The sequence below is a fragment of the Brenneria izadpanahii genome, from assembly GCF_017569925.1.
Classification (GTDB): domain Bacteria; phylum Pseudomonadota; class Gammaproteobacteria; order Enterobacterales; family Enterobacteriaceae; genus Brenneria; species Brenneria izadpanahii.
In genome coordinates this window covers 4,320,570-4,346,234 of the sequence record NZ_CP050854.1, presented here as the reverse complement: position 1 = coordinate 4,346,234, position 25,665 = coordinate 4,320,570, and the positions used below count along the sequence as shown (strand labels likewise).

The following is a 25,665-nucleotide window of genomic DNA, read 5'->3' as shown; positions in this document are numbered from 1 at the left end:
CTCTCTTGCCGTGGTTTTGGCTAAATAATCATGCACTAAAATGTGGCAAATAAAACAGTAATGCTGTGGATGAGGCGGGGGATTAAAGAGGAGGGATGTATGAGAGCAGGCTAACTTGGCTATAACTTTATATTAATTAAAACAAATAATTAAAATGATAAAATCAAACCTCTGCACAATAATCGAGCACCAAAACCGTGCATAAAAATCGCCCGGTTTTCTCTAAAAAAATATGTTGAATGTGCAACATTATTATGGTTTTCTTGCCACATCGGCTTATGCGGCTCTGTCGGATTTCGAATGTCGGTCATTCCTATTTGGCGGCAATGAATGGTCATGAGTTAAGCCTCGGCAACTCGTTAATCGAGCTGGTTATTTTGATGTAGAGAGGTGGTATGTCGTTATATCCGAAACATAATTCGCCGTTGATCATCCGTTTGGAAAGTATCAGCAAATGGTTTGGCAAAACGCAGGTACTGAAAAACATCAGCCTTGATATTCATACCGGCGAAAAGATCGTGATCTGCGGCCCTTCCGGTTCCGGTAAGTCAACCATGACGCGGACGATTAATTTGCTTGAGCCATACCAGCAGGGGCGAATATTCATCGATGGAATGGAGATTTCGGATAACGCCAAATCGGCCCACGAAGTCAGACGTAAAGTGGGGATGGTATTCCAGCAGTTCAATTTATTTCCCCATTTGACCGTATTGCAAAACTGCACCCTGGCGCTGGTCTGGATAAAAAAAATGAAAGCCAAAGAGGCGCGCGAGGTAGCCATGATGCAATTGGAGCGCGTCCATATCGCCAGCCACGCCGACAAATACCCCAGTCAGCTGTCGGGCGGGCAGCAACAGCGCGTCGCCATCGCCAGGGCGCTGTGCATGCAACCCAGAATCATGCTGTTTGACGAACCCACCTCGGCGCTGGATCCGGAAATGGTCAACGAAGTGCTGGAAATCATGCTGCTGTTGGCGGGAACGGGGATGACCATGCTGTGCGTGACCCATGAGATGGGGTTCGCCAAGCGCGTGGCGGATCGGGTGGTGTTTATGGACCAGGGGGAGATCGTCGAAGTGAATACCCCTGACGAAATATTCACGCGTCCGGCCATGCCGCGCACCCAGGCGTTTTTCGATCAACTTCTTCACTAACAATTTGTATTTTAATAAATTTTTTTAAACGATGCGTAGGCTTTTCTGCAAGACGCTGCGCAGGGTAGCTATATTTATTAACAGCAATTTTTCACCAGGCGAGGGTTTATTTGATGAAGCGATTTAACCCATTCAAAGGCGGTCCGCTGTCTTCGAAAAAATTACTTTGGCTGTGCACTGCCGCGGCCATGGGGATGTTGTGCGGTATTCAGGCCGCCAGTGCCGACACGCTGCCTCCTCTTCCTAAATACATTGCGGATCAGGGGAAACTGCGGGTCGGCGTGAAGTGCGATTATCCCCCCGCGGGCTTTCTCGGCAGCGACGGCAAGCCGACCGGCGTGGAAATCGATATGGCGCGCCATATCGCCCAGATCGCGTTCGGCAGCCCGGATAAGGTCGATCTGCAATGCGTGACCTCGGAAAATCGTATTCCGACGCTGATGGCGAAGAAAGTGGATCTGCTGTTGGCGACGCTGGGGATTTTCCCCGCCCGGCAAAAGGTGATCGACTTTACCGTTCCTTATTTCTGGGGCTCCAGCACCTTCCTGGTCGCCAAAGACAGCCCTTATCAAACCAATGCCGAAGTGCTTGATAAAAAAATCATTGCGCTGAAAGGCGGCAGCCAGATTACCTGGCTGACCACTAACGCGCCTAAAGCGGAGCTGATCCGCATGAATACCAATTCGGATGCGCTGCAAAGTCTGCGTCAGGGACGCGGGGAAGCCTATACCGGCGATGTCGCTTCGCTGATCAACCTACTGCCGTCGAATCCCGATCTGCGCATGTTGCCGCTGAAAGAACAGTACGACGTGCAGTGGGGCGGCGGCGGGATCCGTAAAGGCGAACAAGAGTGGAAAGCCTACCTTGACGTTATTTTAACGGACATGAAATCTCAGCATTTCTACGGCCCGGTAGTGGATAAGTATGTCAAGGAGCCGGTGGTCAGAGATTTGATGGTGGCCACCTATGAGACCGATCCGCCGCAGAAATAACCCGTCATTTACCTGATGTAGCATGGCAATAACCCCGTGAACGGCGAACCACCGGCCGTCACGGGGCAATCAAGACGACAGAGGCGGCAATGGGTTCTTCTTTCGATTGGCAGTATATCGTTGAAAATGCTCCCGCGTTATATCACGGCTGGTTAATGACGCTGTGGTTGAGCATGATCAGCATAGTTATTTCCCTGATTTCAGGCGCAGTTCTGGCTTCGGCGCTGGTTTCAACATCGAGCCGCCTTATCGCCAGAATTATCGCGGGCTACGTTTCGTTTATTCGTAATACGCCCTTACTGCTGCAAATTTTCTTCATCTATTTCGGGTTGCCGGAAATCGGCATTAAGTTATCGGCTACCGGTTCCGGGATCCTCGCGCTGTCGCTCTGGGCCGTCGCCTTTAATATTGAAAATTTCAGAGCGGGCCTGGCGTCGGTGCCGCATGGCTTAAAAGAGTCAAGCCAGGCGTTAGGGTTTTCCACGCTGCACTATTTTTTGCTGGTGGCATGGCCGCTGGCGTTGCGCATCGCGTTACCTTCTTTGTTGTACACCTCGATCGGCGTGTTGAAAAATTCCTCCTATATGCAGGTTATCGGGCTGGCCGAATTAACCTTCGTCGCCGTGGATAAGGTGTCTCTGGAATTCAAATCAATAGAAATGTTTAGCGCTATTACGATCATCTATGTGGTCACCGTCTTCGCGCTTTCCATGGCGATGCGGCTGATGGAAAGCCGTATGAACCGCCCGTTTGTCAGGAGGTAAGCGATGACGTTATTAATCAGCTATTTTCCGCTTTTTCTGCATAGCATCGGCGTAACGCTGTGGTTGTCGCTGTGCACGCTGATACTGTCGACCGTGCTGGCGATTCTGTTGGCGATCGGCGTCACCGCGCGTATCAGGGCGATTCGTTGGCTTTTCATCTTTATCGTGGAGTTTATCCGCGCCATTCCCATTTTTGTGCTGGTGCTGGCGGTTTATTTCGTCGTGCCGATGGTGGCGATGTCCCTCGATCCCTTTACCTCTACCGTCATTAGCCTGTCGTTATGGGGCGGCGCCAATGGCGCGGAAATCATTCGCGGCGGCTTATCGTCCATCGATCCCGGTCAGAAAGAAGCAGGGAATGCCTTGGGATTTCATCCCATTATGTTTTTTGTGTTGGTGATAGTTCCCCAGGTGGTGCGCATCATTTTGCCCCCCTACTGCGGGTTGGCCACCACATTGATACAGGCGACGACCCTGGGTTCCGTGGTCGGAGTGGTCGAATTTTTACGCACCGGGCAAATCGTTATCGAACGCTCCGCCTTGCAAATTGACGGTACGCCCAGCCTGGCGATCTATGGCGGCATGCTGATTGTTTACTATCTGATTTGCTATACGGTTTCCAAAGCAGGACTGATGCTGGAAAAACGCCTGTCGCGCCATATCCGCCGCAATAACGATCGGGGGCAGAGCGCCCCGGCGGATGGCGTATCGTCGCTTGACCCCCGAACGTAAGCGGAATCGTGATGAAATTTTATCTGGATTTGGAATTGGAAATCGCGGCTGATTTACAGTCCTGTTTTGCCGCGGAGAAGCCGGCGGAGCTGCTGAGCGTCGCCGATGAACATTTGGCGGATCTGCTCGGCGTCATGCTGGCCGGCGCTCAACATCCCGCATCGCTCAATTTACTGCGCAGTCTGGCGAGGTGCGATTACGCGCCGGGGCTGACCGCGCGGGCGATCGGCCGCGGCGATCGTCTTGGCGTACAGGATGCGGCGTTGTTCAACGCCTTCGCCGGTCATATCCACGATTATGACGATGACGATACGCTGATGTCGCTGAGTCACCCGACCGTGACGGTCGGCGCGGCATGTCTGGCGTTGGGCGAAGCGCATAACATCAGCGGAAAATCACTGGTGAATGCCTATATCGCCGGCGTGGAGACGATCGCTCGGCTAGGGGTATTGGTTCACCCCTATCATTATATGAAAGGGTGGCATGCCACCTGTACGCTGGGCGTCGTCGGCGCCGCCGTCGCCAGCGGGCTGGCGATGAATCTAACGGTATCGCAGCTGCGCCATGCCATCGGGCTTTCCGCATCGATGGCCGCGGGACTGCGCAGCAATTTCGGCAGCGATGCGAAGCCGCTGCAAACGGCGCTGGCCGCCAGTCATGGGGTGATGGCGGCGCGCCTGGCCGCCGTCGGCATGACTTCGACGCCGGGAAGCCTACTGGGACCGATGGGGCTGGTGGATGTGTTCGCCGAGCGATTCGACCCGAAGAAAGCGGCGGTAATGACGTTCGGCCGTCCTTATGCGCTGTTGGAGCCGGGCATCACCATTAAGCGCTATCCGTGCTGCACCTGTAGCCATGCCGCCGTTGCGCTGTTGCAGGATGTGCTGGCGACGGAAAAAACGGCCGCCGCGCAAATCGCGGCGATTGATGTTCATCTGGATCCCGCCGCGCCGAAGATCCTGATCCACGAGCGGGCGGCCACCGGCCTGGAAGCCAAGTTCAGCCTGCCGTACAGCCTGGCTATCGCCGCGCTGGTCGGCCATCTGAATCTGGAAGATTTTTCCGATGAAAACGTACAACGCCAGGATGTGCGGACGCTGGCTGAAAAGGTGCGGATCCTGCCGGACCAGGATTTGCCCAAAGGGATTGCCGGCGTGGCATTAGGCTGCCGCCTACAGGTTACGACGACGAGCGGCGAAACCTATCGCCGCGCGGCCGATGTCGAGCCGGGCAGTAAAACCTGGCGTCTGAGCCGTCAGCAGTTGGAAAGCAAGTTTTGCGCCTGCGCCCGCTACAGTTTGCCGTCAGCCGCGTTGCCTGAACTATTCGACGAGTTGTTGCAATTTGAACGGATTGAAAACGTTCAATACCTGATTGACCGCCTTTGTTCAGGGCATTCCCTCGCATAAGACTCACTATTCACACTAAGCAGGCAGTTAAGGAGATCTCTGATGCGATCCTATGCGATACAGCCAGAAGGCGTTGTTGAAGCGACTGTATTAGCGACGATGATGGAAGGATTGGAGCGCTTTATTGAACAACAGGGCGCTGATGCGGCCGGCGTATTGGCGCGGGCCGGTCTGAAGAGCGAATTGCTTAAGAAGCCCAACCAGCCGATCTCCTTTGGCCGCTATTGCCAGGCGGTCAACGAGGCGGCCAAACAGACCGGCAATGAGAATTTCGGCCTGATGTTCGGCGCTCAGTTTCTCCCCCAGCAGTTGGGGCTATTGGGATATCTGTGCTTATCGTCCCGGACGCTTGGTCAGGCGCTGACGAATCTTGCGCGCTATTTTCCGCTGCATCAGCAGAATAGCGAACTGCGATTAAGCCAACAGCCGGACGGCTACCGTCTGGAATACCGCGTCGATGACGCCGTCGTCATCGACCGGCGGCAGAACGCGGAGCTGTCCATGATGATATTTCTCAATATCATGCGCCACGTGTTGGGAAACGATTGGTCGCCCGCCAAAGTCTATTTTGAGCATAAAGCTCCGCGCGCCAAACGCGCGCACTTGCAGCTTTTCGGCTGTGTGGTTTACTTTCAAAAACCGCAAAACGCCATTTTTTTCTCCCGCGAGGTGATGAACCGGCCAATGCCCGAATGTAATGACTATCTGTTTAACGTTGTCCGGCACAGTCTGGAGATCGTCGGGGAACAAAATCAATCCGCGGTCAATCTGGTGAGCGAGGTGAAAAGCGAGCTCATTACCTTGCTGGCGACCGGAAATCCCCGTTTGGACACCATCGCCAAAAGGCTGAAAATGCCGAGCTGGACGCTGCAACGCCGTTTGGCCGAGTACGGGGTAAGTTTTAAGGATATGATCGAAAGCACCCGGCGCGAGCTGGCCGTTTATTATTTAGAGCAGCGTCAGGTGAGCATTTCCGAACTTTCCGCTCTGCTGGGGTATGCGGAGGTCAGCGTGCTGTCGCGCGCTTTTCACCGCTGGTACGGCGCGTCGCCGAAAAAATGGCGCTCATCCATCGCCGGTTAAGCCAATTCGAACACGCCGCGCCGCCACGGCGTGTTCGGCCGGCGGCTAAATAAAACGGCTGAGAAATGCCTGGGTGCGCGGATGCTGCGGATTGACCAAAATATCTTCCGGCCGCCCGTGTTCCACCACCACGCCCTGATCCATAAACACCACCCGATCCGCCGCCTCCTTGGCAAAGCCGATTTCATGCGTCACCACAATCATGGTTAACCCCTGCACCGCCAGATCTTTCATGGTGGATAACACTTCGCCCACCAGTTCCGGATCCAGCGCCGAGGTCGGCTCATCAAACAGCATCAGTTTGGGGCGGATAGCCAGCGCCCGCGCGATGGCGACGCGCTGCTGTTGTCCGCCGGACAGATGGCGGGGATAGGCGTCCGCTTTATGGCTTAGCCCGACGCGTTCGAGCAGTTCCAGCGCATAGGCCCGCGCCTGCTGGCGGTTTTGCTTATGGACGCCGATCGGCGCTTCGATGATGTTTTGCAGCACGGTCATGTGGGGGTAAAGGTTAAACTGTTGAAAAACCATACCAATTTCGCTGCGCTGACGGGCTATCTCACGGGATGACAGCGGATAGAGTTTCTCGCCCCGCAGTTGATAACCGATTTGTTCGTCGCCCATCATGATATAGCCTTCATCCATCTCTTCCAGATGGTTGATACAGCGCAGGAAAGTCGACTTCCCCGAACCTGACGGCCCTAAAATCACCACCACTTCACCGGAGTGAACGTCTAAATCGATCCCGCGCAACACGTGGTTATCGCCAAAGTGCTTGTGAACATTACGCGCTCTGACCAACGGCCGATCCTCGGTCAAAACGGTTTCCTCGGCGGATAGATGATGAAGTTTAGTCATGAGGCTGGTCCTTACCGATCGCATCGTTCAACGGGGCCGCTTTTGCCGGCGCGGTACGACGGGTTTCCGACGCCGGGCGGCGAACGCCGCGGGAATAGTAACGTTCAATGGCGGATTGGCCGACGTTCAGCAGCGAGGTGATAAATAAATACCAGATAACCGCGACCATCAGCATCGGGATCACTTCAAACGTACGGTTATAGATAGCCTGTACCGAGTAGAGCAGATCGCCCATCGCAATCACGCTCACCAGCGACGTCGCCTTGATCATGCTGATTAACTGGTTGCCGGTCGGCGGCACAATGGCGCGCATCGCCTGGGGAATGATGATGCGGCGCAGCGCGCGGCTGCGGCTCATGCCGAAGGCCTGGGTGGTTTCCACCTGGCCGTTATCCACGGACAACAGCCCGCCGCGGATGATTTCCGCCATATAGGCGGCTTCGTTCAGCGCCAGCCCGGCGATCGCCGCCGTCAGCGGCGTGATCAGGTCGTTGGTGTTCCAGCTTATCCACTCCGGACCAAACGGAATGCCCAGCGATACGCGGGGAAACAGGGTGGACAGGTTATACCAGAAAATAAGCTGCACCAGCAGCGGGGTGCCGCGGAAAAACCAGATATAGAGGCCGGAGAGTCCGCGCAGCAGCACATTATTGGACAAGCGGGCTATCGCCAGCAGCAGGCCCAGCGCCACGCCGATCGCCATGGAAACCACCGTCAGTCCCAGGGTAACGCTTAACCCCTCCATAATGGTTTTTTCAGTGAACCACTGATAAACCACGGGCCACTCGAAGTTTTTATTGGTGCTGACCGACCATATGACGTAAAGCGCGATGATCAGCGTGAAGCCCCACGACAGCCTATGCTTTAGGCGGCTGGGGGCCTGGGCTCTGGCAACATTTCTCAGCGCATCCACAGTAGAAGAATACCCCTTGTCGTTGACGTTATGGTTCATAACGATGCTTTTCCAAATCGATGGTTCGCCAAACGGATTACTATTTCAGAATAGCGGCATTTCCGATAAGGCGGCCTTTTAAAACGGCCGCCTGACGAAACGGTTGTCCGCGAGCGATGGCGCTTATCGGCCGCGGTTATCCCCATCGCCGCGCAGGCGAAAGCGGTTCGTAAATAACATGTTGATATTAGCCGGATCTCTTGCCAAACGGGCAGGATCCTGTAGGCATAACGGCAATGCAACCCAAAGCCGGAGCGGCATTTAGCGGTCACATCGCCGTCGGTCAGAAAGGCTGCGACAGCGTTACTGTTTTCCCGCCAGGTTAGTGCCGGGCGCCGGCAGCATGTTTCCTTCCAGATGCCACTTTTTCATGATGGCGGCGTAGGTGCCGTTATCGAACAACTGCTGATAGGCTTCCTGGACGATGGGAACCAGCGGAGAGTCTTTGGCGAATACCGAACCTTGATACAGATCGCTAAAGCCGTTGTGCTGGCCGGTGCCGGATAGTTCCAGCTGTCCGTTGGTCTGATCGACAAAGTAGGTGAGCGGCGCCTGTGAAGAGAAGAACGCATCGGCCCGGCCTGAACGGACTGACAGAATAGAGGTCGGCTGATCGGTATAAGACTGGATCGCCACCGCCGGTTTGCCTGCGTCGGTACAGGATTTGGATTGTTTCACTATCACCTGTTCCGCCGAGCCGCCGGACATCACGGCAATACGTTTGCCGCAGGTGTCTTCCAGCGTATTGATTTTTTCCGGATTGCCGGAACGCACGGCGAACACGACGAACTCACGCACGAAATCGACGAAATCATTTTTTTCCTGACGAGCGGGGAAATCGCCAATCGGCCCCATGGCGAACTGATAACGGCCGGACTGAATGCCGCTCAGCAGGCTGGATAAGCCGCTGACGGAGGCATGTTCGATTTTTACGCCCAGCACTTCGCCCAACGCTTTCGCCAGATCGGCGCTGGCGCCTTCCAGAGAGTGCGTGCCGCTCACAATTTCATACGGAGGAAATGAACCGTTGTTCACTGCCTTAAGCACGCCGGATGTTTTAATTGCGTCCGGTAAACGGGAATGCAGATTTTCATTCACCTGCTGGGGGGCGATCTCAGGAGTCTCCGCGGCAAACGCGCCGGCGGAAAAGAGTAATCCTGTTAGCAGTGCGGTCTGCCCCAATCGTTTCATTTTCATTGCTCAATCTCCTTCGCCCTCATGAAAAGCAGGCTGCGTGTCGTGTTGATAACGTTCCTATAAATAGAATATAAAACTCCATTACTCGTTCGGCAGGCGCGGCGCGGCAAAACGGCGATTGGCCAGCGAGGGTAAGATTTCCCGCGCATAAGAAAGCCGTTCGGGATCGACATCGGCGTAGACCAGCGCCGGTACTTCCGGAGCCTGAACCACCACCACGCCCAGCGGATCGACGACCATGCTGTTGCCGATATTTCTCACGCCGCATTCGCCGACCGCGACGACATAAGCGGTATTTTCCAGCGCGCGCGCGCGAACCAGCAGTTCCCAGTGGGTCTCTTTCAGCGGCCCTTTCACCCAGGCGGCAGGCAGCACCAGCACCTGCGCGCCATCCAGCACCAGACGGCGCGCCAGTTCGGGGAAACGCACGTCATAACAGGTCATCAGGCCGATCTTCAAACCCGCGACCTCGACCAACGGCGGCACTTCATCGCCGGGAGTGACGTTTTCTGATTCCTGCATGGAAAACGCGTCGTACAGATGCAGTTTCTTGTACTGGGCGATAATTTCGCCGTTACGAATCGCAATGAGCACGTTCCAGACTTTTTCTTTACCGTTCGGCACATGGATACACATCATCGTGGTCATCTGATTGCCTTTGCTGGCGGCAAGCAGTTGGCTGATGAAAGGACCGTCCAACGGCTGAGCGGCGGTTAACACCAGTTTGGGATTGGTGATATCGCGCGCCAGGACGCCTTCCGGCAGCACCAGCAGATCGGCGCCCGCCTGTTGCGCGTCCGCCATCAGCTTCAGCGCGATGACAACGTTGTTTTGCCATTCACGATCGACGGCAAATTGACCAAGTGCGACTTTCATATCAATCCTTCTTGTCTGTAGACGAAAAAGAGGACGCCCATGGGAATAGCGCTTCCGGAGTCAGGCGGTTAGCGGTGATCCCTTGTAAATGTAGTTCACTGGCAAAATCGGCAATCATGTTTTTATTGATCTCAAAGCCATTATCGTTCCAGTGAGCGGGTAAATCCTGGGCGGTTCTGCGCAGGTCGTCCAACAGCCACGGGGTGGTATCGGCGTATTTAATGCGTTTGCCCATCCACACCTTATATGATTGGTCGATCACGTTGCTGAGAGCCTGGGGCAACCAGGGATGTTCGGCCGCCAGGGCGGGCTTCATCGCCAGCACATGCATGCCGGGAACATAGCCGACCTGATGGAAGTAGTCGATTTCCGCCTGGCGAAAATCGGGTTGCAACTGCCTTAAGCCTGAATCGCCGTTAAAAAATCCTTCCGGCATGAAAGGCGTGAAAATGGCATCCAGACCGCCGTTCTTCAGCAGCGTGATCAACGGTTGCTCGCCCGGCGCGGCTTCTATCCGCCCCGGCCGGCCGAACCCGCCCAGACGATCGACGATGGGGTGCGCGTCCGTCAAGCGGCCGACATACCAGTAGGCATCGTCATTGCCGATGCCTTCACGACGCAGCAGCGCCCGCGTCCAGGTGTTGCCGGAATCCTGCCAACCCGTCAGGCCGATGCGCTTGCCCGCCAGCTGCGATAACTCGGTCAGCGGGCTGTCCTGCGTGGTCAGAATGCAGCGCTGCCGGAAACCGCGCATAAGAAAGTGGGGCAGGGCGACCAAACTCTCATCGCCACGGGCGCGGCTTTGCGCATAGCGGCTGAATGAGACTTCGCCCGCATCGTACTGACTGCTGGTCGCCAGGTTGTCTGGCAGCGTACCGACTCGATCTATTTTTAGTTCAAACCCTTCTGGTTTTATGTCGCCCAAGGCAAGCGGGGTGATGTAATCCCAATCCCTCACTGCCAATCTAATCGTTATAGTCAACGTGTTGTTTCCCTGGTGAAGGCGCGATAGCTCGCATATAAAAAAGATGTCTGACATTTGCACATAATGTGCGTTTTTTTGATACTAGATCGTTGTTTATATGTGTACAATGATATTTTTGTTATTGTACAAAATATTATTTATGAGCAAATCGATCGATACCGACTGGCTGGCGGAACAGCTGCATAATCACAGTATCCGGGGCATTGCGATGGATATGTCCGCGCTGATCCGGGATGGCAAAATTGAAATCGGCAAGCAGCTGCCGTCAGTCAGGGAGCTGGCCGAAGCATTGGGCGTGAGTCCGGCGACGATTTCGGCGGCCTGGTCTCTACTGCGGCGGCAGAAAGTGATTGCGGGACGCGGCAGAACGGGGATGTGGGTTTCCGGCCAGCAGACGTCGCCCCGCCCGGAACGTTTTGAGAAGATCGGCAATTTCGGCGATACGATTATTGCCGATCTCACTTTGGCGGCGCCCGATCCTGATTTGCTGCCGGATCTGAGCGAGGCGCTGCTGTATGGCGCTCAGGTTAAGAATTTAAATAGCTATCAACGCACGCCGATCATTCCCGAACTGGAGGCGCGGCTGCGCCAGGACTGGCCGTATGCCGCGCAGGCGTTTATGACGTCTGAAGGCGGTTTTGACGGCGTGAACCTGACGCTGCAGACGCTGATCTTCCCCGGCTCCACGGTGGCGATTGAAAGCCCGACGGCAGCGCGGCTGCTGGATTTGCTGGACAACATCGGCATCAACGCCATTCCGGTCGAATGTGATGAACAGGGGCCGGTCGCCGAGGCGCTGAAACAGGCGTTGCAGCATAAACCCGCCGCGTTTATCTATCAGCCCAGAACCCATTCGATCACCGGCCGTTCGGTAAGTCCGTCGCGTATGAAGGCGATGGCCGAACTGCTGGCGGATAGCCCGATGACGATGATTATCGAAGATGACGGCGTCGGCGAGATCTCTTCCAATCCCGCGTTGAGCATGGGAGCGTATTATCCGGCGCAGACCATTTATGTCCGCTCCTATTCCAAAGCCTACGGCCCCGATTTACGCATGGCCGTGCTATCCGGTTCGGCGGAGGTTATCGGCAAGATCCAGTCCTTTCGTAATTTCGGCGCCGGGTGGAGCAGCCGGATATTGCAAGGCGCGTTGCGCTTTTTGCTGGCCGATGAGAAAACGCAGCGGGGGATTGCGCATGCCCGTCAGGTTTACCACCAAAGACGACAATGGCTGGCGAATGCGTTGGCGAGGCGGGGGATCTATGTGCCGGAAAATGACAGCCTGTGTATCTGGTTGCCGGTGCCGTCGGAGCGTTATGCGTTGATCACGCTGGCCGCCCATGGCGTCGCCGTGCAGCCGGGAGAACGTTTCGGCACGAAAAACGGTCAGTATATCCGGTTGAGCGTTTGTCTGTTGCAAGAAGAGCTGATAGAGACGGTGGCGGACGCGATAAGCCGGATTTATCGCTGAGGGCCTGCCGCCCCGGTGATTGGTTAGCCGCTTCTCCAGACGCCCGGCATCTGCGCAGGATGCGAGTAGTGGGCCGATTTGCGGGCATAATTGGATTAGTGGGATATTTATGACCCCCTCCCAGCCTCCCCCTTGCCAGGGGGAGGAGCGAATGCATTAAAAACGCGGGGGTTTTCTCCCTCCCCTGTGAAGGGGAGGGATGGGGTGGGGTACGAACCCGCAGGCTTGCCAACGCGCTGAAAGATAGCCTTTCCGGCGCGTTACTCCTGCGGGGTCTTCTCGGCTTTGCCCGCCAGCATAGTCAGGAAATCATAACGGCGGCGCAGATCGATTTCGGCCTCTTCGTAAAGTTGCGCGGTCTCTTCCGGCATCTGACTGTTCAGGCGGCGGAAACGCTGTTCATGCAGCAGCGTCTCGCTCAGGCTGGTTGACGGCGGACGGGAATCCGTCATCAGCGCCGGTTTGCCTTCCTCGATACGGCGCGGATCGAAACGGTAGAGCGGCCAGAAGCCGGTGGCGGTCAACTGGCGCATCTGATCGTGGCTGAACGCCAGGTCATAGCCGTGCTCTTCACATGGGCTGTAGGCGATAATCAGCGACGGACCCGGCCAGGCTTCCGCCTCTTGAATGGCTTTCACCGTCTGGTTCAACTGCGCGCCCAGCGATATCTGCGCCACGTAAACATGGCCGTACATCATGACGTTAATGCCGAGATCCTTACGCGCTTTACGTTTGCCTTTTTCGCCGAATTTGGTCACGGCGCCCAGAGGCGTCGCTTTCGATTGTTGGCCGCCGGTGTTGGAATAACACTGGGTATCCAATACCAGCACGTTGACGTTTTCGCTCAGGCTCATCACATGATCCAGACCGCCGTAGCCGATGTCGTAAGCCCAGCCGTCGCCGCCAATCAACCAGATGGATTTATCCACCAGATGATCGGCCTCGGCGGACAAGGCTCTGGCCTGCTCATTGTTGAGATCCGCCAGTATCATGCGTAACTGTTCAATCTGCTGACGGCGCAGTTCCGGGGCGATCGATTCTTCCTGCAATGCGGCTACTAAATCATCCGGCAGTTGCGGCGCAAGTTCACGCAGCAGGCGCACGGCGCGCTGGCGGTGCTGGTCGACGCTCAGACGGAAGCCCAGGCCGAATTCGGCGTTGTCTTCGAACAGAGAATTCGCCCAGGCCGGACCGCGCCCGTTGGCATCGGTGGTCCACGGCGTGGTGGGCAGGTTGCCGCCGTAAATGGACGAACAGCCGGTAGCGTTGGCGACCAGCAGACGATTGCCGTACAACTGCGTCAGCAGCTTGATATACGGGGTTTCGCCGCAGCCGGAGCAGGCGCCGGAGTACTCAAACAGCGGGGTGATCAACTGGGAGGTGCGGATATCGATACGCTCCAGTTTGGCGCGATCCATTTCCGGCAGCGCCATGAAGAAGTCGAAGTTCTCTTTTTCTACGCTCAGATTATCCAGCCGGGATTCCATGTTGATGGCTTTGATTTCCGGATTCTGGCGATCTTTCGCCGGGCAGACTTCCACGCACAGGTTACAGCCGGTGCAGTCTTCCGGCGCGACCTGTAAAACATACTTCTGGCCGCGCATATCGCGGGCTTTTACGTCCAGCGATTGCAGCGACGACGGCGCGCTTTCCATCGCTTCGGCCGGGACTACTTTGGCGCGGATAGCCGAATGCGGACAGGCGGCGACGCAGTGGTTGCACTGCGTGCACAACTGCGGCTGCCACAGCGGGATCGCCTCGGCGATATTGCGTTTCTCCCATTTGGTGGTGCCGGTCGGCCAGGTGCCGTCGGGCGGCAGGGCCGAAACCGGCAGCGTATCGCCCAATCCGGCCAGCATCGCGGCGGTAACGGTTTTGACAAAGTCGGGCGCGTCGTCGGAAACCACCGGCGGACGCAGCGGGCTGTCGGGATTGACGGCTTCCAGCGTTACGGCTTCCAGGGCTTCCAGCGTGGCGCTTAAGGCGCGCCAGTTGCGTTCAACCAGCTCCTGGCCTTTACTGCCGTAGCTGGTGGCGATCGCCGAACGCAGTTTTTCCACCGCGACATCGCTCGGCAGGATCTGCGACAGATGGAAAAACGCCATCTGCATTACGGTATTGATGCGCGCGCCCAGCTGACATTCGCGGGCGATTTTCGCGGCGTTAATGCAGTACACCCTGGCCTGGCGCTGGTTCAGGCCGGCCTGAACTTCCTGCGGAAGCCGATGCCACAAATCGTCGCTGGAATAGGGCGAGTTAATCAGAAATACGCCGCCGGGCTTCAGACGCTCCACCATGCTGTACTTATCAATAAACTGCCACTGGTGGCAGGCGACAAAATCCGCCTGATCGATCAGGTAGGCCGAATTGATGGGATGCGGGCCTACGCGCATATGGGAGACGGTCAGGCTGCCGGCCTTTTTGGAGTCGTAGACGAAATAGCCCTGCACGAACATCGGGGTGGTGTTGCCGACGATTTTAATCGAGTTTTTAGCGGCCGAGACCGTGCCGTCGCTACCCAGCCCATAGAACAAGGCTTGCAGAGACGCGCCGGCCGGCAGATGTTCGTCGGGCAGCGGCAGCGATAGATTGGTCACATCGTCATAGATGCCTACCGTAAAGCGCGGGCGCGGGTTGGCGAGCGCTAACTCATTAAAGATAGCCTGTACGCACTGCGGCGTGAATTCTTTGGACGACAGACCGTAACGTCCGCCGATAACCCGCGGCATGGATGCGCGTTCCCCCGCGGAGAACGCCTCGGCCAGCGAGGTCATCACGTCCAGATATAGCGGTTCGGCAACCGCGCCCGGCTCTTTGGTGCGATCCAGCACGGCGATGCTTTTCGCCGTTTGCGGGATAGCCGACAGCAGATGTTTGGCGGAGAACGGACGATACAGGCGGACTTTAACCACGCCGACTTTTTCACCGCGCGTCAGTAACGTGTCGATCACCTCTTCGCAGGTGCCGACGCCGGAGCCCATCAGCACGATAATGCGGGTGGCTTCAGGATGACCGTAATACTCGAACGGGCGGTACTGACGGCCGGTGACGCCGGCAAACTCGTCCATGGCTTGTTCGACATGCTGACAGGCGGCGTTATACCAGGGGTTGGTCGCTTCGCGCGCCTGGAAGAAGGTATCCGGGTTGGAGGCGGTGCCGCGGATCACCGGACGTTCGGGAGTAAGCGCTCGCTCACGGTGATCCTCAATGGCCTGCCGGGGCAGCAACTGACGCAGGGCATCGTCGCTCAGCGGTTCAATTTTGTTGATTTCATGCGAGGTGCGGAAGCCGTCGAAGAAATGGATAAACGGCAGCCGGCTGTTCAGGCTGGCCATTTGCGAAATCAGCGCGAAATCCTGCGCTTCCTGGACGTTGCTGGCGCACAGCATGGCGCAGCCGGTCTGGCGTACGGCCATAACGTCGGAGTGATCGCAAAAAATAGATAACGAATGCGTCGCCACCGTGCGCGCCGCCACGTGCAGGACGAAAGGCGTCAGTTCGCCGGCCAGTTTATACAACGTGGGGATCATCAGCAGCAGCCCCTGCGACGAGGTAAAGCTCGTCGCCAGAGAACCGGTTTGCAACGCGCCGTGAACGGTGGCTATCGCGCCGCCTTCAGACTGCATTTCAACCACGCGCGGCGTATCTCCCCAAATATTTTTGTCGCCGTCGCTCGACCAGGCCGCGGCCTGTTCCGCCATGGTTGAACTTGGCGTAATGGGATAGATGGCGATGACCTCATTGGTCCGCCAGGCGACAGAGGCGACTGCGTTGTTACCGTCGGTGGTGATCATGACTTAGCCTTTTTGCTCACAGAATGAAACTCGATGTTATCCGGGGGATTATCGCATCTCGAAGAACGAAGATGACGGCTCTAATTATGCGGAGTTGTTTCAATATATTTTTAACAATTCCGCATATTATACACCATATAGAATAAATGCCGCTATCGGCGTGATTTCAGGTAAACGACGGGCATCCGCTGCCGGTTGTCTGGCGTGAGGTTTTCGGATCCTGGCGCATTTCATGGCGGAAACTGTTAATGAAATTGAGCAGCACCGGTGAATGCGCCGCGGAACCGTGGCCGACGATCAGCCCGATATCCCATCTCATACCGGTTCCCGACAGCGGAATACAGATCATGCCGTCACGCAGCATCGGACGGGCCAGCCCTTCGACGAAGACAAAAACGCCTTTGTTCAACGTCACCAAATCATAGGCGACATGCAGATCGTGACTGATGCGGGTATGGATGTGCGGGGAGATGCCGGCGCGGTGCAGATGCTGCATGACCGTCTCCTGTAGCCGGAAGGTTTCATCCAGCATAATCAAGGAGACGTCGACCATGTCGGTCAGGCGGATGGGGCGCGTTTTGGCCTGCCGCGCCAGGCGGTGTTCCTCATTGCAAACCAGCACCAACCGCTCTTGTTTGATACTGGCGTAGCGCAGGCGCGGGTTGTCCGCGGGTTTGACGGTGATCGCCATATCCAGCAGGCCGTTGTCCACGCGCGCTTCGCACTCAATATCGGCGTGTTCGGACAGTTCGCAGTCCGCATCCTCATAGGTGGCCAGAAACTCCATTACCCGTTGCACGCCCAGACTCTGCAATGTGCCGGGGGAGAAGCCCAAACGATAATGCGGATGTTCGCGCCGTTGCCTGGCGCGCATATCATTTTCCAGATCGGCGATGCTGTTGATGGCGGCCAGGGCTTTGGCATAAAGCAAATCGCCCATTGCAGTCGGAGACATGCCGCGGGAATTACGCCGAAACAGGGTGACGCCCAGTTCGGTCTCCAGGTTGAGGATCTGCCTGCTCAGCGCCTGCTGGGTAATAAACAATTTTTGTGCGGAACGAGTCAGGCAACGATCCTCATACACCTGAACAAAATATTTCAGCGTGCCGATATCCATGTGCCATCGCTTCCATCATTGAAGATCGTGCAAGGATTGACGCACAGTGTAACCAGCCCTTTTCCGTCAGAACATGACAGCTATCATAGGAATAAAAAACACGCATAGAGAAAGGGGATATTGCGCACAGTTTTGCTGTGCGCAAAGGGAATGAAAACGCCATCGCCAGGTTATTGACGATGGCGTCCGGCGTTATTTCAGCGGAATGGTGACGCCCAGGTGCAGCATCGACATATCCACGTCGTTTTTGGCGAACAGCGAGACCAACAGGCGGCCGGAAACGGAGAACGAGCCGAAGTTGTAGCCGACCATCGGGCCGAGCGCGGCATATTCGGTACGTTTCCCCTGAGCATAGAATCCCGGCATGCCGGCGATTTTCTGTCCTTTTATCTCATCACTGCTGATTTGCCGGGTATAGTTGCCGATCACGCCCACGGTCCAGTTATTCATGGTTTTGGCTGCGGTCGCATCCAGATAATAGAGGTGTCCGGTTTGATACTCGGTGGTTTTGTTGCGGGTATTGATGTTGAAGATGTTATTCAGTGTGAACGCCCAGTCGTCCCGCAGGTAGGTGAAGGCGAGATTGGGCTGAAAAATATAAAAATTATTGGCGGTGGAGTTGCCCAGCATGACGTTTCTGCCGGCGGCCTCGCTGTATTGGTATTCAAACTTGCCGTTTTTCAGGCTGATCCCCGCGCCAAATCCCATGAACAGGCCGCCGCCCAGATCCCACGACAACATCACGGGAGTGAGCGTGGTGTTGAGTAAGCCGTCATAGCGATCCGTCGTGGCGCTCTTGCCGTTATCGGTTTTGACGCGGATCGTGCGGTACGGCTGGGTGACGCTTAGTCCGTAACGGGCGCCCAGCACTTCCCAACCCGGCACCCACAGCAGCGATGCCACGGAGCTGACGACCTTGAGCTTGACGCTGCCGCCGGGCGTTTGGGCCTTATCGCCGTTTTCGTCCCGCAGGGAGCCGGTTTCATAAGAGCTGCCAAACGAGAAATAGAGCCCGTCCGGCGGCAGCATCCCGGTCGCGCTTCCGGTGGTGGCGCCCGGCTGCAAAGGCGTGACATTTTCCACGCCATAAACCGCGGGCGCAGCCAAAGCGGCTGCCGTTAACAGTGCGGCGTTAACCCATCGATTGATATGATTCATTATTCCCCCTGTGCATGTGATGCACGATGGGGAGCCTGGGCGGCTCCCCAACACAGCGTGCGGGAGTTATTTCAGCGCGCGGATATAGGTTGCGGCATTGGCGCCGGACAAACGGCCTGAGGTGACCGAGAAGGAGTAAGCGGAACCCGACGCCCATAGCGTGTAGGTTCTGCCATATAGCCCGCCCGCATCAAGCCCGGTGGCGTAAAGCCCTTTAATCACGTTATCCTGCTTATCCGTTACCTCCATCGCCGGCGTGATGCGCACCCCGCCAATGGTGGCGAAATAGTGGGGTTGGACTTTCAGAGCATAATAGGTCGGGCCGGTAACCGGTATGATGGTGGTCGGATCTCTGACAAAATCCTCATCGATATTCTTTTCTTTGATCTGGTTATAGCGGGTGACGGACGCTTGCAGCCGTTTGGGATCGACGGCGATCTTTTTAGCCAGTTCATTCAGCGAGCCGGCCATGACCACTTTGTCGCTGCCTGCGCTGATGGCGTCGTTGATCTCTTTTTTTACGTTGGTGAGTTTCTTCATGACCGGAATAATGACCCCCATTCCGGTTCTGGCTCCCTGTTCTTCGACATATTTCACCGTATTGTCGTCAAACACGGACCAGACGAAGCTGTCGCGCTGCGCTTCAATCGCATTACCGGCAATCACAAAACTTTGCACGACCGTTTCATCGATAAAACGATCGCCGTATTTGTTGACCCACAGATTGGGTTCCCAGGCCATTCCCTGTAGATCGCCCACCAGCGGAATGCCTTTATCCGTCAGCGCGGGATGCATCATCAGCCCGAAGTCGGTGGTATCCGCGCCGACGTTCATCGCCATATCGATACCGTCGCCGGTTTTGTTCAGGAAAGCGAAGGGTTGAACCTTTTCCGGATCGAAGGGAGTCCAGGCTTTGACTTTCTCTTTGCTATCCTGAAATCCCCCCGTCGCCAGAATGACCGCTTTCGCCGTGATGGTGATTTTGTTGCCATCGGCATCTTCCGCTTCAACGCCCCTGATAGCGCCATCCTGATAGATCAGTTTTTTCCCTGGTGTTTTATACATAACCGTCACGCCCAGCTCGTTGGCCCGCTCAACCATACGTTTGATGAGCGCCGCGCCGTGATGGGCGTTGCCGTAATCTTCCACGATATGCCACACCCGCGGTTCATGCGGGGATATCTGGGTCACGTAGAAACTCACTCCGTGTTTTTCCAGCCAGCGGATCGTGGCGCTGGATTCCTTCAGGTACAGTCTCACCAGCGCGGGATTGACCCGGTAAGACTGATTAAACTCCATCGAGGTCTGGTAAGCCTCTTCCGGGCTCATGGTTATCGAGTTTTTACGGGTTTGATCGGTGTGGACGCCAAACAGCCCTTCGGCAAAGTTGGAACTGCCGCCGGCGAATGCCTGTTTTTCCAGCGCGATGACTTTCAATCCGGATTCCGCCGCCGACACCGCGGCGGACACGCCGGCGCCACCGAATCCGACGACAACGACGTCGGTTTCCATTTTGCGCTCTTGCGCGGCAGCCGGTTGCGCGTAGCCGAGGGAGAGGCTAAAGATGAAAAGAAAGCAACCGATAGCGCTATTTTTTCTTAATCTGCTCATGGTGTTGTTTTCCTGTTATGTAGGGTGGATATCAGATCCCCGTGCTGCTTCCTGGTTATATCGTCTGCCTGTTGTATGATGAGAATGAATCCTTCTGCAGCCTGATACACAGTTCGGGCGTTTCCAAACGGCTATACCGTCCTTGTATCGGTACGGCTGTAGGGGAGATAACAAGGGGTGGTTGTACTATAAGCATTTGAGATATATTGGAAAAACACTCTTTATTTGTGGTTGCCACAACCTCTGGTTGTGGCGTGCCGGAGCAGGTTGGTCGTCCGGTTTTTGTAAATGGTCGGTTGGCGGCAACCGAGGAAAGGCGCCGCTAATCAAGGAGCCGAATGATGGCGAATGAAATAAAAGATAAGCTGGTTTCCGTGGTGACATCGCTAAAGGAACAGGGCATGACCCCGGAACAGGCTTTTGAACATATTTTGCAGGCGTGGGGCGGATCGGCGACGGAGATTTCCCACATTACCGTGATCACACCCTGTTTGATTGCCGATGTGCTTCATTCGGTGTATCAGGACAACATCTCAGCGCGGCAAATCGCCCTGATCCTGCAACAAATGGGATATGAGCGGCAGGCCATCGCCGGTACGCTGCGCGGGCTTTTCCCTGAGCTTGCCCGCGCGGGCGGCGGGACCGGGGGAGCATGATGATGACGCCTATCCCGAAGTCGGCCGGTTTTCCCCCTTCAAGCGGGCGAATGACGTTATAAGCCCGCTCTTCGCCGCTATTCATTGGTTATCACTAATAAATAACGGCATTCTTGTTGCTCAGGATTATGAAAAGTGACGGGATGTCCCACGTCGAAAGTTAAACAATCGCCCGCCATGAGTTCAAAGCGCTCGCTGTGATACTCGACGTGCAATGTCCCTTCAATCAGCCACAAACGCTGCTGATAGGGGTGATTGCTCCAGCGCGGATAGCTGACTTTGGCGAACGCGGGCAGGGTAATTTCGATCATCTCCAACCCGGTAACCGGCTCTCTTTCCGACACCTGCCGACGCAGATAGCGCAGCTCCGGGTCGCGCCATCTCTCCTGGTCCGCTTTTCTGCGCAGCCGTTGGCGTGGCGGCTGGTCGCCGCTTAAAAGCTGGGTTTTCATCATGCGGGCACGATTCCCCAGGCGGCCTTTAAATTTGGACGTTGGCTGGATCTGGTTTTTTATCAGCTCATTCTGGAAACGCCGCATCATCCGACGGAAGAGTCGCTCACTGCGGCGCGTTAAATGCCATACTTATCCGAGCGCGTAAAAATGGGAGAGCGTTTAGCCGCGTTAAGGGGCGTCAGCATTCAACCCAAACAGGCGGCGCGTTTCAGATGAGGTATCCATGTATCGCAGAATCAGCGCAGAGGATTATCAAAAAATATTTGTGGTCGGCGATATCCACGGCTGCTATCAGCTATTGCTGGATGTGCTGGCCGCCCGGAAATTCAATCGTCAAACCGACCTGCTGATCTCGGTCGGCGATCTGATTGACCGTGGCCCCGATAGCCCGGCCTGCCTGTCATTGCTGGATCAGCCCTGGTTTACCGCCGTGTGCGGCAATCATGAACAGATGGCGCGGGAAGCGCTGATTGAAGATAACGGCTGGCTTTGGGCGCGCAATGGGGGAACCTGGTACGCCGCTCTGAATGATGCCGATAAACGGCTGGCAAGCAGTCGCATAGCCCAAACGGCAGACCTGCCGCTGGTTATTGAGGCGAATATCGGCGGCCGCCGCTATGTGGTAGCTCACGCCGACTACCCCGCCGACGTTTATGCCTTCGGCCAAGCCGTCGATGAGGATGAGCTGGTCTGGGGGCGCAACCGTATCACGCGGGCGATGGCAGGCGAAGGGAGCCGCATCTCCGGGGCGCATCTGTTTATCTTCGGGCACACGCCGCTTCACAAACCCCTGATCTTTTTTAACCAACTCTACATTGATACGGGAGCCGTGTTCGGCGGCCGCTTGACGCTGATTCAACTGCGCTGACCCGCGGTAATATCAGGCGGCCAGACGTTGCAGCAGCGACTGGATCCACAGCCGGGCTTCCGAGCGGCTGTTTCTGCGGTGGCTGTAAATCTTTACCCGATAGCTGGGAACGTCAAAGGGAAGCGGATGGATGCGTAGTGAAATGATTTTGCTGAAAAGCATCGCCACATGATAAGGCAGAGTCATCAACATGGATGATTGGGCGATGATAAACGGCGCGCTCATCATTGACGGGGTTTTCAGCACGATGTGGCGTTTTTTATTGATCTTATCCAGCGAATAATCCACTACGCCGCGTGCTTCATTCCAGGGCGTGACCACAAGATGACGCGCTTGCAGATAATCGTTGAGGGTTAAGGCGCCGTTGGGCAGATAATCAGACGGAGATATCACCACATAGTGGTCTTCTATCCAGTCGATCTCATCGATTTCCTTATTTCCCAATGGCGTCGTTTCGCTGAATCCCAACGCAAAGTCTATTTTGCCCGCTAATAAATCGTTAATCGCCACTTTCTGCGGTGAATAGATCAGATTGAATTTAATATTCGGCGCAAGCTTTTCCATCTGCGCCATCAGAGAAGGAAAAACCGAGAAAGCCGTGTAATCGGTGATGGAAAACGTAAAGCTTTCCGTACTTCTGGCGGGATTAAAACGAGGACGGCGCGCCAGACCATGAGTCAGCAGCGTCAAACTGTCGGCGATGGGCGCAGCTATTTCATCCGCCAGCACGGTGGGCTGCATCGTATTGCCTACACGAAAAAATAGCTCATCTGAGAAAGCGCTGCGTAGCCGAATCAACGCGTGGCTGACGGCCGAGGCGCTCATTGCCAGCGCTTTTGCAGATTCGGCAACGGAACGGTGCTGATAGATACTGTTAAATATAACCAATAAATTCAGATCGATGCGGCGTAGGTCAAGATGCATATTATTCATTAATCCCTGAGAACAATGCAGTTCATACAGTATTTGCAATGGAGTAGCATGGCAAGCATTCCTCTTCATTACAATCCATGGAACATAAATGAAAATAGATATTTATCCCGCCCAGAAGTCTGATGCCGGCATTATTTTAGATCTGATTATTGAACTGGCGGAGTATGAAAAAGCCAGGCATGAAGTGGTGGCTTCACGCCAGGATATTGAACAATCGTTATTTGGCGAGGATGCCGGCGCGGAGGCGCTTATTTGCAGTATCGACGGTCAGCCGGCCGGTTATGCCGTTTTCTTTATGAGCTATTCCACCTGGCTGGGGAAAAACGGTATTTATCTGGAAGATTTGTACATCGGGCAGAAATTCCGTCACCGCGGCGCGGGTAAAGCGCTGCTCGGACACCTTGCCGAAATCGCCCGGCAAAGAAAATGCGGTCGCTTGGAATGGAGCGTGCTTGACTGGAATCAGCCGGCGATCGATTTCTATAAAAGCATCGGGGCATTACCGCAGGACGAGTGGATCCGCTATCGGCTGGATGAAAACGGCATCAAACAACTGGCATCGGCAAAATAATCACCTTCATTGAGAACGTGATTATCGGCAACGCCGCTATTATTTGGTTGAGGCCGCCAGCGTGGTGCCCGCCAGGATAAAAATGCCGCCGGTTGAACGGTTAAACAGTTTGATGCGGCGCGGATTTGAAAACAGCGCGGACAGCCGGCGGCCGGTGCAGGCATAGATAAACATCATGCTGCAATCAATCATCAGCCAGGTCACGGCCAGGATCACGAACTGCAAAAGGTGCGGGGCGGCGGTATCAATAAAGTGCGGGAACAGCGCGGCGAAGAATAATAAATCTTTCGGATTGCTGATCCCCACCAGATAGCCTTTACGGAACAGAGACAACCAGCCGGTCGTCGGCGCATCCTGAACGCCCGGCTCCGTCTGATTCATCGCCGATGAACGCCACGACGTAATGCCCAGCCAGATTAAGTAGATCGCGCCGACGATTTTTAACGCGATGAACGCGGTGGTCGAGGCCGCCAGGATTGCGCCCAATCCCAGCGCCGAGCAGGCCATCAGCGTTAGCGCCGCAATCGCGCCGCCCAGCACGGTCGCGGTGGCGCGGGTATGCCCGTAGCGCAGTCCGTGGGACATGCAAAGCAAGGCCGAAGGGCCCGGTATCGCGATTAATGCGCTGATAATACCGGTATAAGCGAGCCAAAGGCTAAAACTCATGGTTGCTCCTGACGTTTAACATCACGGTATGGGTGTAGATCTCAATCGTCGTATATTCGCATAGATAACGTGATGTTGCACCTTGGTTATTGTCCGCGTTTTTTTCTTATCCGGGAAAGATTTCCGGCCGGGTAATCACCTGCGCGGGCTGGCGTTGCAGAATAATCTCGCCGTGGCGGATCGACCAGAGCACGTCCTCCTGACGGCGGATCGCTTCGTAATCGTTTTCGCCCGACAATACGATCAGGTTGGCGGGCTTGCCGGCCTCAATGCCGTAACGCGCATCGATACCCAATGCTTTGGCGCCGTTGTCGGTGATCAGGCTCAGCGCCGTGGAAATATCCTGATAGCCCATCATCTGGCAGATGTGCAGCCCCGCATCCAGCACCCGCAGCAGCTTGCCATTGCCGAGGGAATACCAGGGATCGAATACCGAATCCTGCGCCAGACAGACGTTCATCCCGGCCTTCAGCAGCTCCTTCACCCGCGTCACGCCGCGGCGTTTGGGGAAGGTATCAAAACGTCCTTGCAGGTGGATGCTCTCCGTAGGGCAGGAGACGAAGCTGATGCCGGACTTTTTCAGCAGACGGAATAGCTTGGAGCAGTAGGCGTTGTCGTAGGAGTGCATAGCGGTGGTGTGGCTGGCGGTGACGCGGTGTCCCATGTCGTTGAACAGCGCCTCGGCCGCCAGCACTTCCAGGAAACGCGAATTGGGATCATCGATTTCATCGCAGTGCACATCCACCAGGCGATCGTATTTTTTCGCCAGAGCGATAACCTGCTTCATGGAAGCCTCGCCCAACTCCCGGGTGTACTCGAAATGCGGGATGCCGCCCACCACATCGACGCCGATTTCCAGCGCTTCTTCCATCAGCCGCAGGCCGTTGGGATAAGAGAGAAGCCCCTCCTGAGGAAAGGCCACCACTTGTAGCTCCACCTGGTCCTTCAACTCCTCGCGCAGCTCGCACAGCACCTTAGTCGCCGTCAGCGTTGGATCGGTGGTATCGACATGGGTGCGGATCGCCTGCACGCCGTTCTCCATCAGCAGTTGAATGGTTTTCCGGGCGCGGGTGCGGATATCGTCTGGCGTCAGCAGCGGCTTGCGTTCGGCCCAGCGCTCAATGCCTTCGAACAGGGTGCCGCTCTGGTTCCAGTTGGGCTCCCCGGCCGTAAGCGCCGCATCGAGATGGATATGCGGTTCGACGAAAGGCGCGCAGGCGAGGTTGCCCTGCGCGTCGATCTCATCCGCCGCGGCGTGTTGTCTGGCGGTTTGCGGCGCGATCGCGGTGAATATTCCGTCGCGGATTTCCAGCGTGAACAGTTCCGGACGATGGCGCAGGCGGGCGTTGACGATTCTCATTAGTAT

The 25,665-nt window shown here is 55.9% G+C and carries 23 protein-coding genes; 10 read left to right on the top strand and 13 right to left on the bottom strand.

Annotated features, from left to right (window positions below; all coding sequences use genetic code 11):
• The first annotated feature begins 395 nt into the window (after positions 1 to 395).
• The 6 genes from HC231_RS19380 to qhpR all read left to right on the top strand — a co-directional run bounded on the left by HC231_RS19380 (position 396) and on the right by qhpR (position 6,134).
• Complete coding sequence (locus tag HC231_RS19380; protein ID WP_246494566.1) at positions 396 to 1,154, top strand: amino acid ABC transporter ATP-binding protein; 759 nt, start codon at positions 396 to 398, stop codon at positions 1,152 to 1,154.
• Between the two features lie 113 nt (positions 1,155 to 1,267).
• Positions 1,268 to 2,146, top strand: coding sequence for a transporter substrate-binding domain-containing protein (locus HC231_RS19375; protein WP_208228337.1), 879 nt, complete (start codon positions 1,268 to 1,270; stop codon positions 2,144 to 2,146).
• Positions 2,147 to 2,235: 89 nt separating this feature from the next.
• Complete coding sequence (locus HC231_RS19370) at positions 2,236 to 2,910, top strand: amino acid ABC transporter permease (protein ID WP_208228336.1); 675 nt, start codon at positions 2,236 to 2,238, stop codon at positions 2,908 to 2,910.
• A gap of 3 nt (positions 2,911 to 2,913) precedes the next feature.
• Positions 2,914 to 3,642: an amino acid ABC transporter permease gene (locus tag HC231_RS19365; protein ID WP_208228335.1), complete on the top strand. Its 729-nt coding sequence runs from the start codon at positions 2,914 to 2,916 to the stop codon at positions 3,640 to 3,642.
• Between the two features lie 11 nt (positions 3,643 to 3,653).
• Positions 3,654 to 5,051, top strand: a complete 1,398-nt coding sequence (locus HC231_RS19360; protein ID WP_208228334.1) for an MmgE/PrpD family protein — start codon at positions 3,654 to 3,656, stop codon at positions 5,049 to 5,051.
• A gap of 42 nt (positions 5,052 to 5,093) precedes the next feature.
• A complete protein-coding gene (qhpR, locus tag HC231_RS19355) occupies positions 5,094 to 6,134 on the top strand; it encodes an AraC-like transcriptional regulator QhpR (protein WP_208228333.1) in 1,041 nt (346 codons plus the stop codon).
• Between the two features lie 45 nt (positions 6,135 to 6,179).
• On the opposite strand, the gene HC231_RS19350 is transcribed toward qhpR, so the two are convergent.
• The 5 genes from HC231_RS19350 to HC231_RS19330 all read right to left on the bottom strand — a co-directional run bounded on the left by HC231_RS19350 (position 6,180) and on the right by HC231_RS19330 (position 10,996).
• The gene (locus HC231_RS19350) at positions 6,180 to 6,989 is read right to left on the bottom strand and encodes an amino acid ABC transporter ATP-binding protein (protein ID WP_281397351.1); all 810 of its coding nucleotides are present in this window, start codon (positions 6,987 to 6,989) and stop codon (positions 6,180 to 6,182) included.
• Positions 6,982 to 7,941 (bottom strand): amino acid ABC transporter permease, encoded by a 960-nt coding sequence (locus HC231_RS19345; protein ID WP_208228332.1) that lies wholly within the window; start codon positions 7,939 to 7,941, stop codon positions 6,982 to 6,984. The genes HC231_RS19350 and HC231_RS19345 overlap by 8 nt, the downstream gene beginning before the upstream one ends.
• A gap of 303 nt (positions 7,942 to 8,244) precedes the next feature.
• Complete coding sequence (locus tag HC231_RS19340) at positions 8,245 to 9,138, bottom strand: ABC transporter substrate-binding protein (RefSeq protein WP_208228331.1); 894 nt, start codon at positions 9,136 to 9,138, stop codon at positions 8,245 to 8,247.
• Between the two features lie 81 nt (positions 9,139 to 9,219).
• The gene (locus tag HC231_RS19335; RefSeq protein ID WP_208228330.1) at positions 9,220 to 10,014 is read right to left on the bottom strand and encodes a deaminated glutathione amidase; all 795 of its coding nucleotides are present in this window, start codon (positions 10,012 to 10,014) and stop codon (positions 9,220 to 9,222) included.
• Between the two features lies 1 nt (position 10,015).
• The gene (locus HC231_RS19330; protein ID WP_208228329.1) at positions 10,016 to 10,996 is read right to left on the bottom strand and encodes a substrate-binding domain-containing protein; all 981 of its coding nucleotides are present in this window, start codon (positions 10,994 to 10,996) and stop codon (positions 10,016 to 10,018) included.
• A 142-nt stretch (positions 10,997 to 11,138) separates the two neighbouring features.
• On the opposite strand from HC231_RS19330, the gene HC231_RS19325 reads away from it, so the two are divergent.
• Complete coding sequence (locus tag HC231_RS19325) at positions 11,139 to 12,470, top strand: aminotransferase class I/II-fold pyridoxal phosphate-dependent enzyme (RefSeq protein WP_208228328.1); 1,332 nt, start codon at positions 11,139 to 11,141, stop codon at positions 12,468 to 12,470.
• A gap of 260 nt (positions 12,471 to 12,730) precedes the next feature.
• Here HC231_RS19325 and nifJ read toward each other — a convergent pair whose 3' ends face one another.
• The 4 genes from nifJ to HC231_RS19305 form a co-directional block, all read right to left on the bottom strand.
• Positions 12,731 to 16,264: a pyruvate:ferredoxin (flavodoxin) oxidoreductase gene (gene nifJ / locus HC231_RS19320; RefSeq protein ID WP_208228327.1), complete on the bottom strand. Its 3,534-nt coding sequence runs from the start codon at positions 16,262 to 16,264 to the stop codon at positions 12,731 to 12,733.
• Positions 16,265 to 16,430: 166 nt separating this feature from the next.
• On the bottom strand, positions 16,431 to 17,381 hold the full coding sequence (locus HC231_RS19315) for a LysR family transcriptional regulator (protein WP_208228326.1): 951 nt from the start codon (positions 17,379 to 17,381) through the stop codon (positions 16,431 to 16,433).
• A gap of 192 nt (positions 17,382 to 17,573) precedes the next feature.
• Positions 17,574 to 18,539 (bottom strand): SphA family protein, encoded by a 966-nt coding sequence (locus HC231_RS19310; protein WP_208228325.1) that lies wholly within the window; start codon positions 18,537 to 18,539, stop codon positions 17,574 to 17,576.
• 66 nt (positions 18,540 to 18,605) lie between these two features.
• Positions 18,606 to 20,150, bottom strand: a complete 1,545-nt coding sequence (locus HC231_RS19305) for an FAD-dependent oxidoreductase (RefSeq protein ID WP_208228324.1) — start codon at positions 20,148 to 20,150, stop codon at positions 18,606 to 18,608.
• A gap of 338 nt (positions 20,151 to 20,488) precedes the next feature.
• Between HC231_RS19305 and HC231_RS19300 the strand changes: the two genes are divergently transcribed.
• A complete protein-coding gene (locus HC231_RS19300; protein WP_208228323.1) occupies positions 20,489 to 20,806 on the top strand; it encodes a hypothetical protein in 318 nt (105 codons plus the stop codon).
• 77 nt (positions 20,807 to 20,883) lie between these two features.
• Here the strand turns inward: HC231_RS19300 and HC231_RS19295 are convergent, their stop codons facing one another.
• Positions 20,884 to 21,261 carry a cupin domain-containing protein gene (locus HC231_RS19295; protein ID WP_208228322.1) on the bottom strand — a complete coding sequence of 126 codons (378 nt, stop codon included), beginning with the start codon at positions 21,259 to 21,261 and terminating at the stop codon, positions 20,884 to 20,886.
• Between the two features lie 223 nt (positions 21,262 to 21,484).
• Here HC231_RS19295 and HC231_RS19290 point away from each other — a divergent pair, with 223 nt between their 5' ends.
• On the top strand, positions 21,485 to 22,129 hold the full coding sequence (locus HC231_RS19290) for a metallophosphoesterase (RefSeq protein ID WP_208228321.1): 645 nt from the start codon (positions 21,485 to 21,487) through the stop codon (positions 22,127 to 22,129).
• Positions 22,130 to 22,141: 12 nt separating this feature from the next.
• Here the strand turns inward: HC231_RS19290 and HC231_RS19285 are convergent, their stop codons facing one another.
• Entirely contained in the window at positions 22,142 to 23,062 is a 921-nt protein-coding gene (locus HC231_RS19285) for a LysR substrate-binding domain-containing protein (protein WP_208228320.1), read from the bottom strand.
• 88 nt (positions 23,063 to 23,150) lie between these two features.
• Between HC231_RS19285 and HC231_RS19280 the strand changes: the two genes are divergently transcribed.
• Complete coding sequence (locus tag HC231_RS19280) at positions 23,151 to 23,633, top strand: GNAT family N-acetyltransferase (RefSeq protein WP_208228319.1); 483 nt, start codon at positions 23,151 to 23,153, stop codon at positions 23,631 to 23,633.
• Between the two features lie 39 nt (positions 23,634 to 23,672).
• Here the strand turns inward: HC231_RS19280 and HC231_RS19275 are convergent, their stop codons facing one another.
• On the bottom strand, positions 23,673 to 24,299 hold the full coding sequence (locus tag HC231_RS19275; protein WP_208228318.1) for a LysE family translocator: 627 nt from the start codon (positions 24,297 to 24,299) through the stop codon (positions 23,673 to 23,675).
• A 106-nt stretch (positions 24,300 to 24,405) separates the two neighbouring features.
• Positions 24,406 to 25,659: a cytosine deaminase gene (gene codA, locus HC231_RS19270; RefSeq protein ID WP_208228317.1), complete on the bottom strand. Its 1,254-nt coding sequence runs from the start codon at positions 25,657 to 25,659 to the stop codon at positions 24,406 to 24,408.
• Positions 25,660 to 25,665 lie beyond the last annotated feature (6 nt).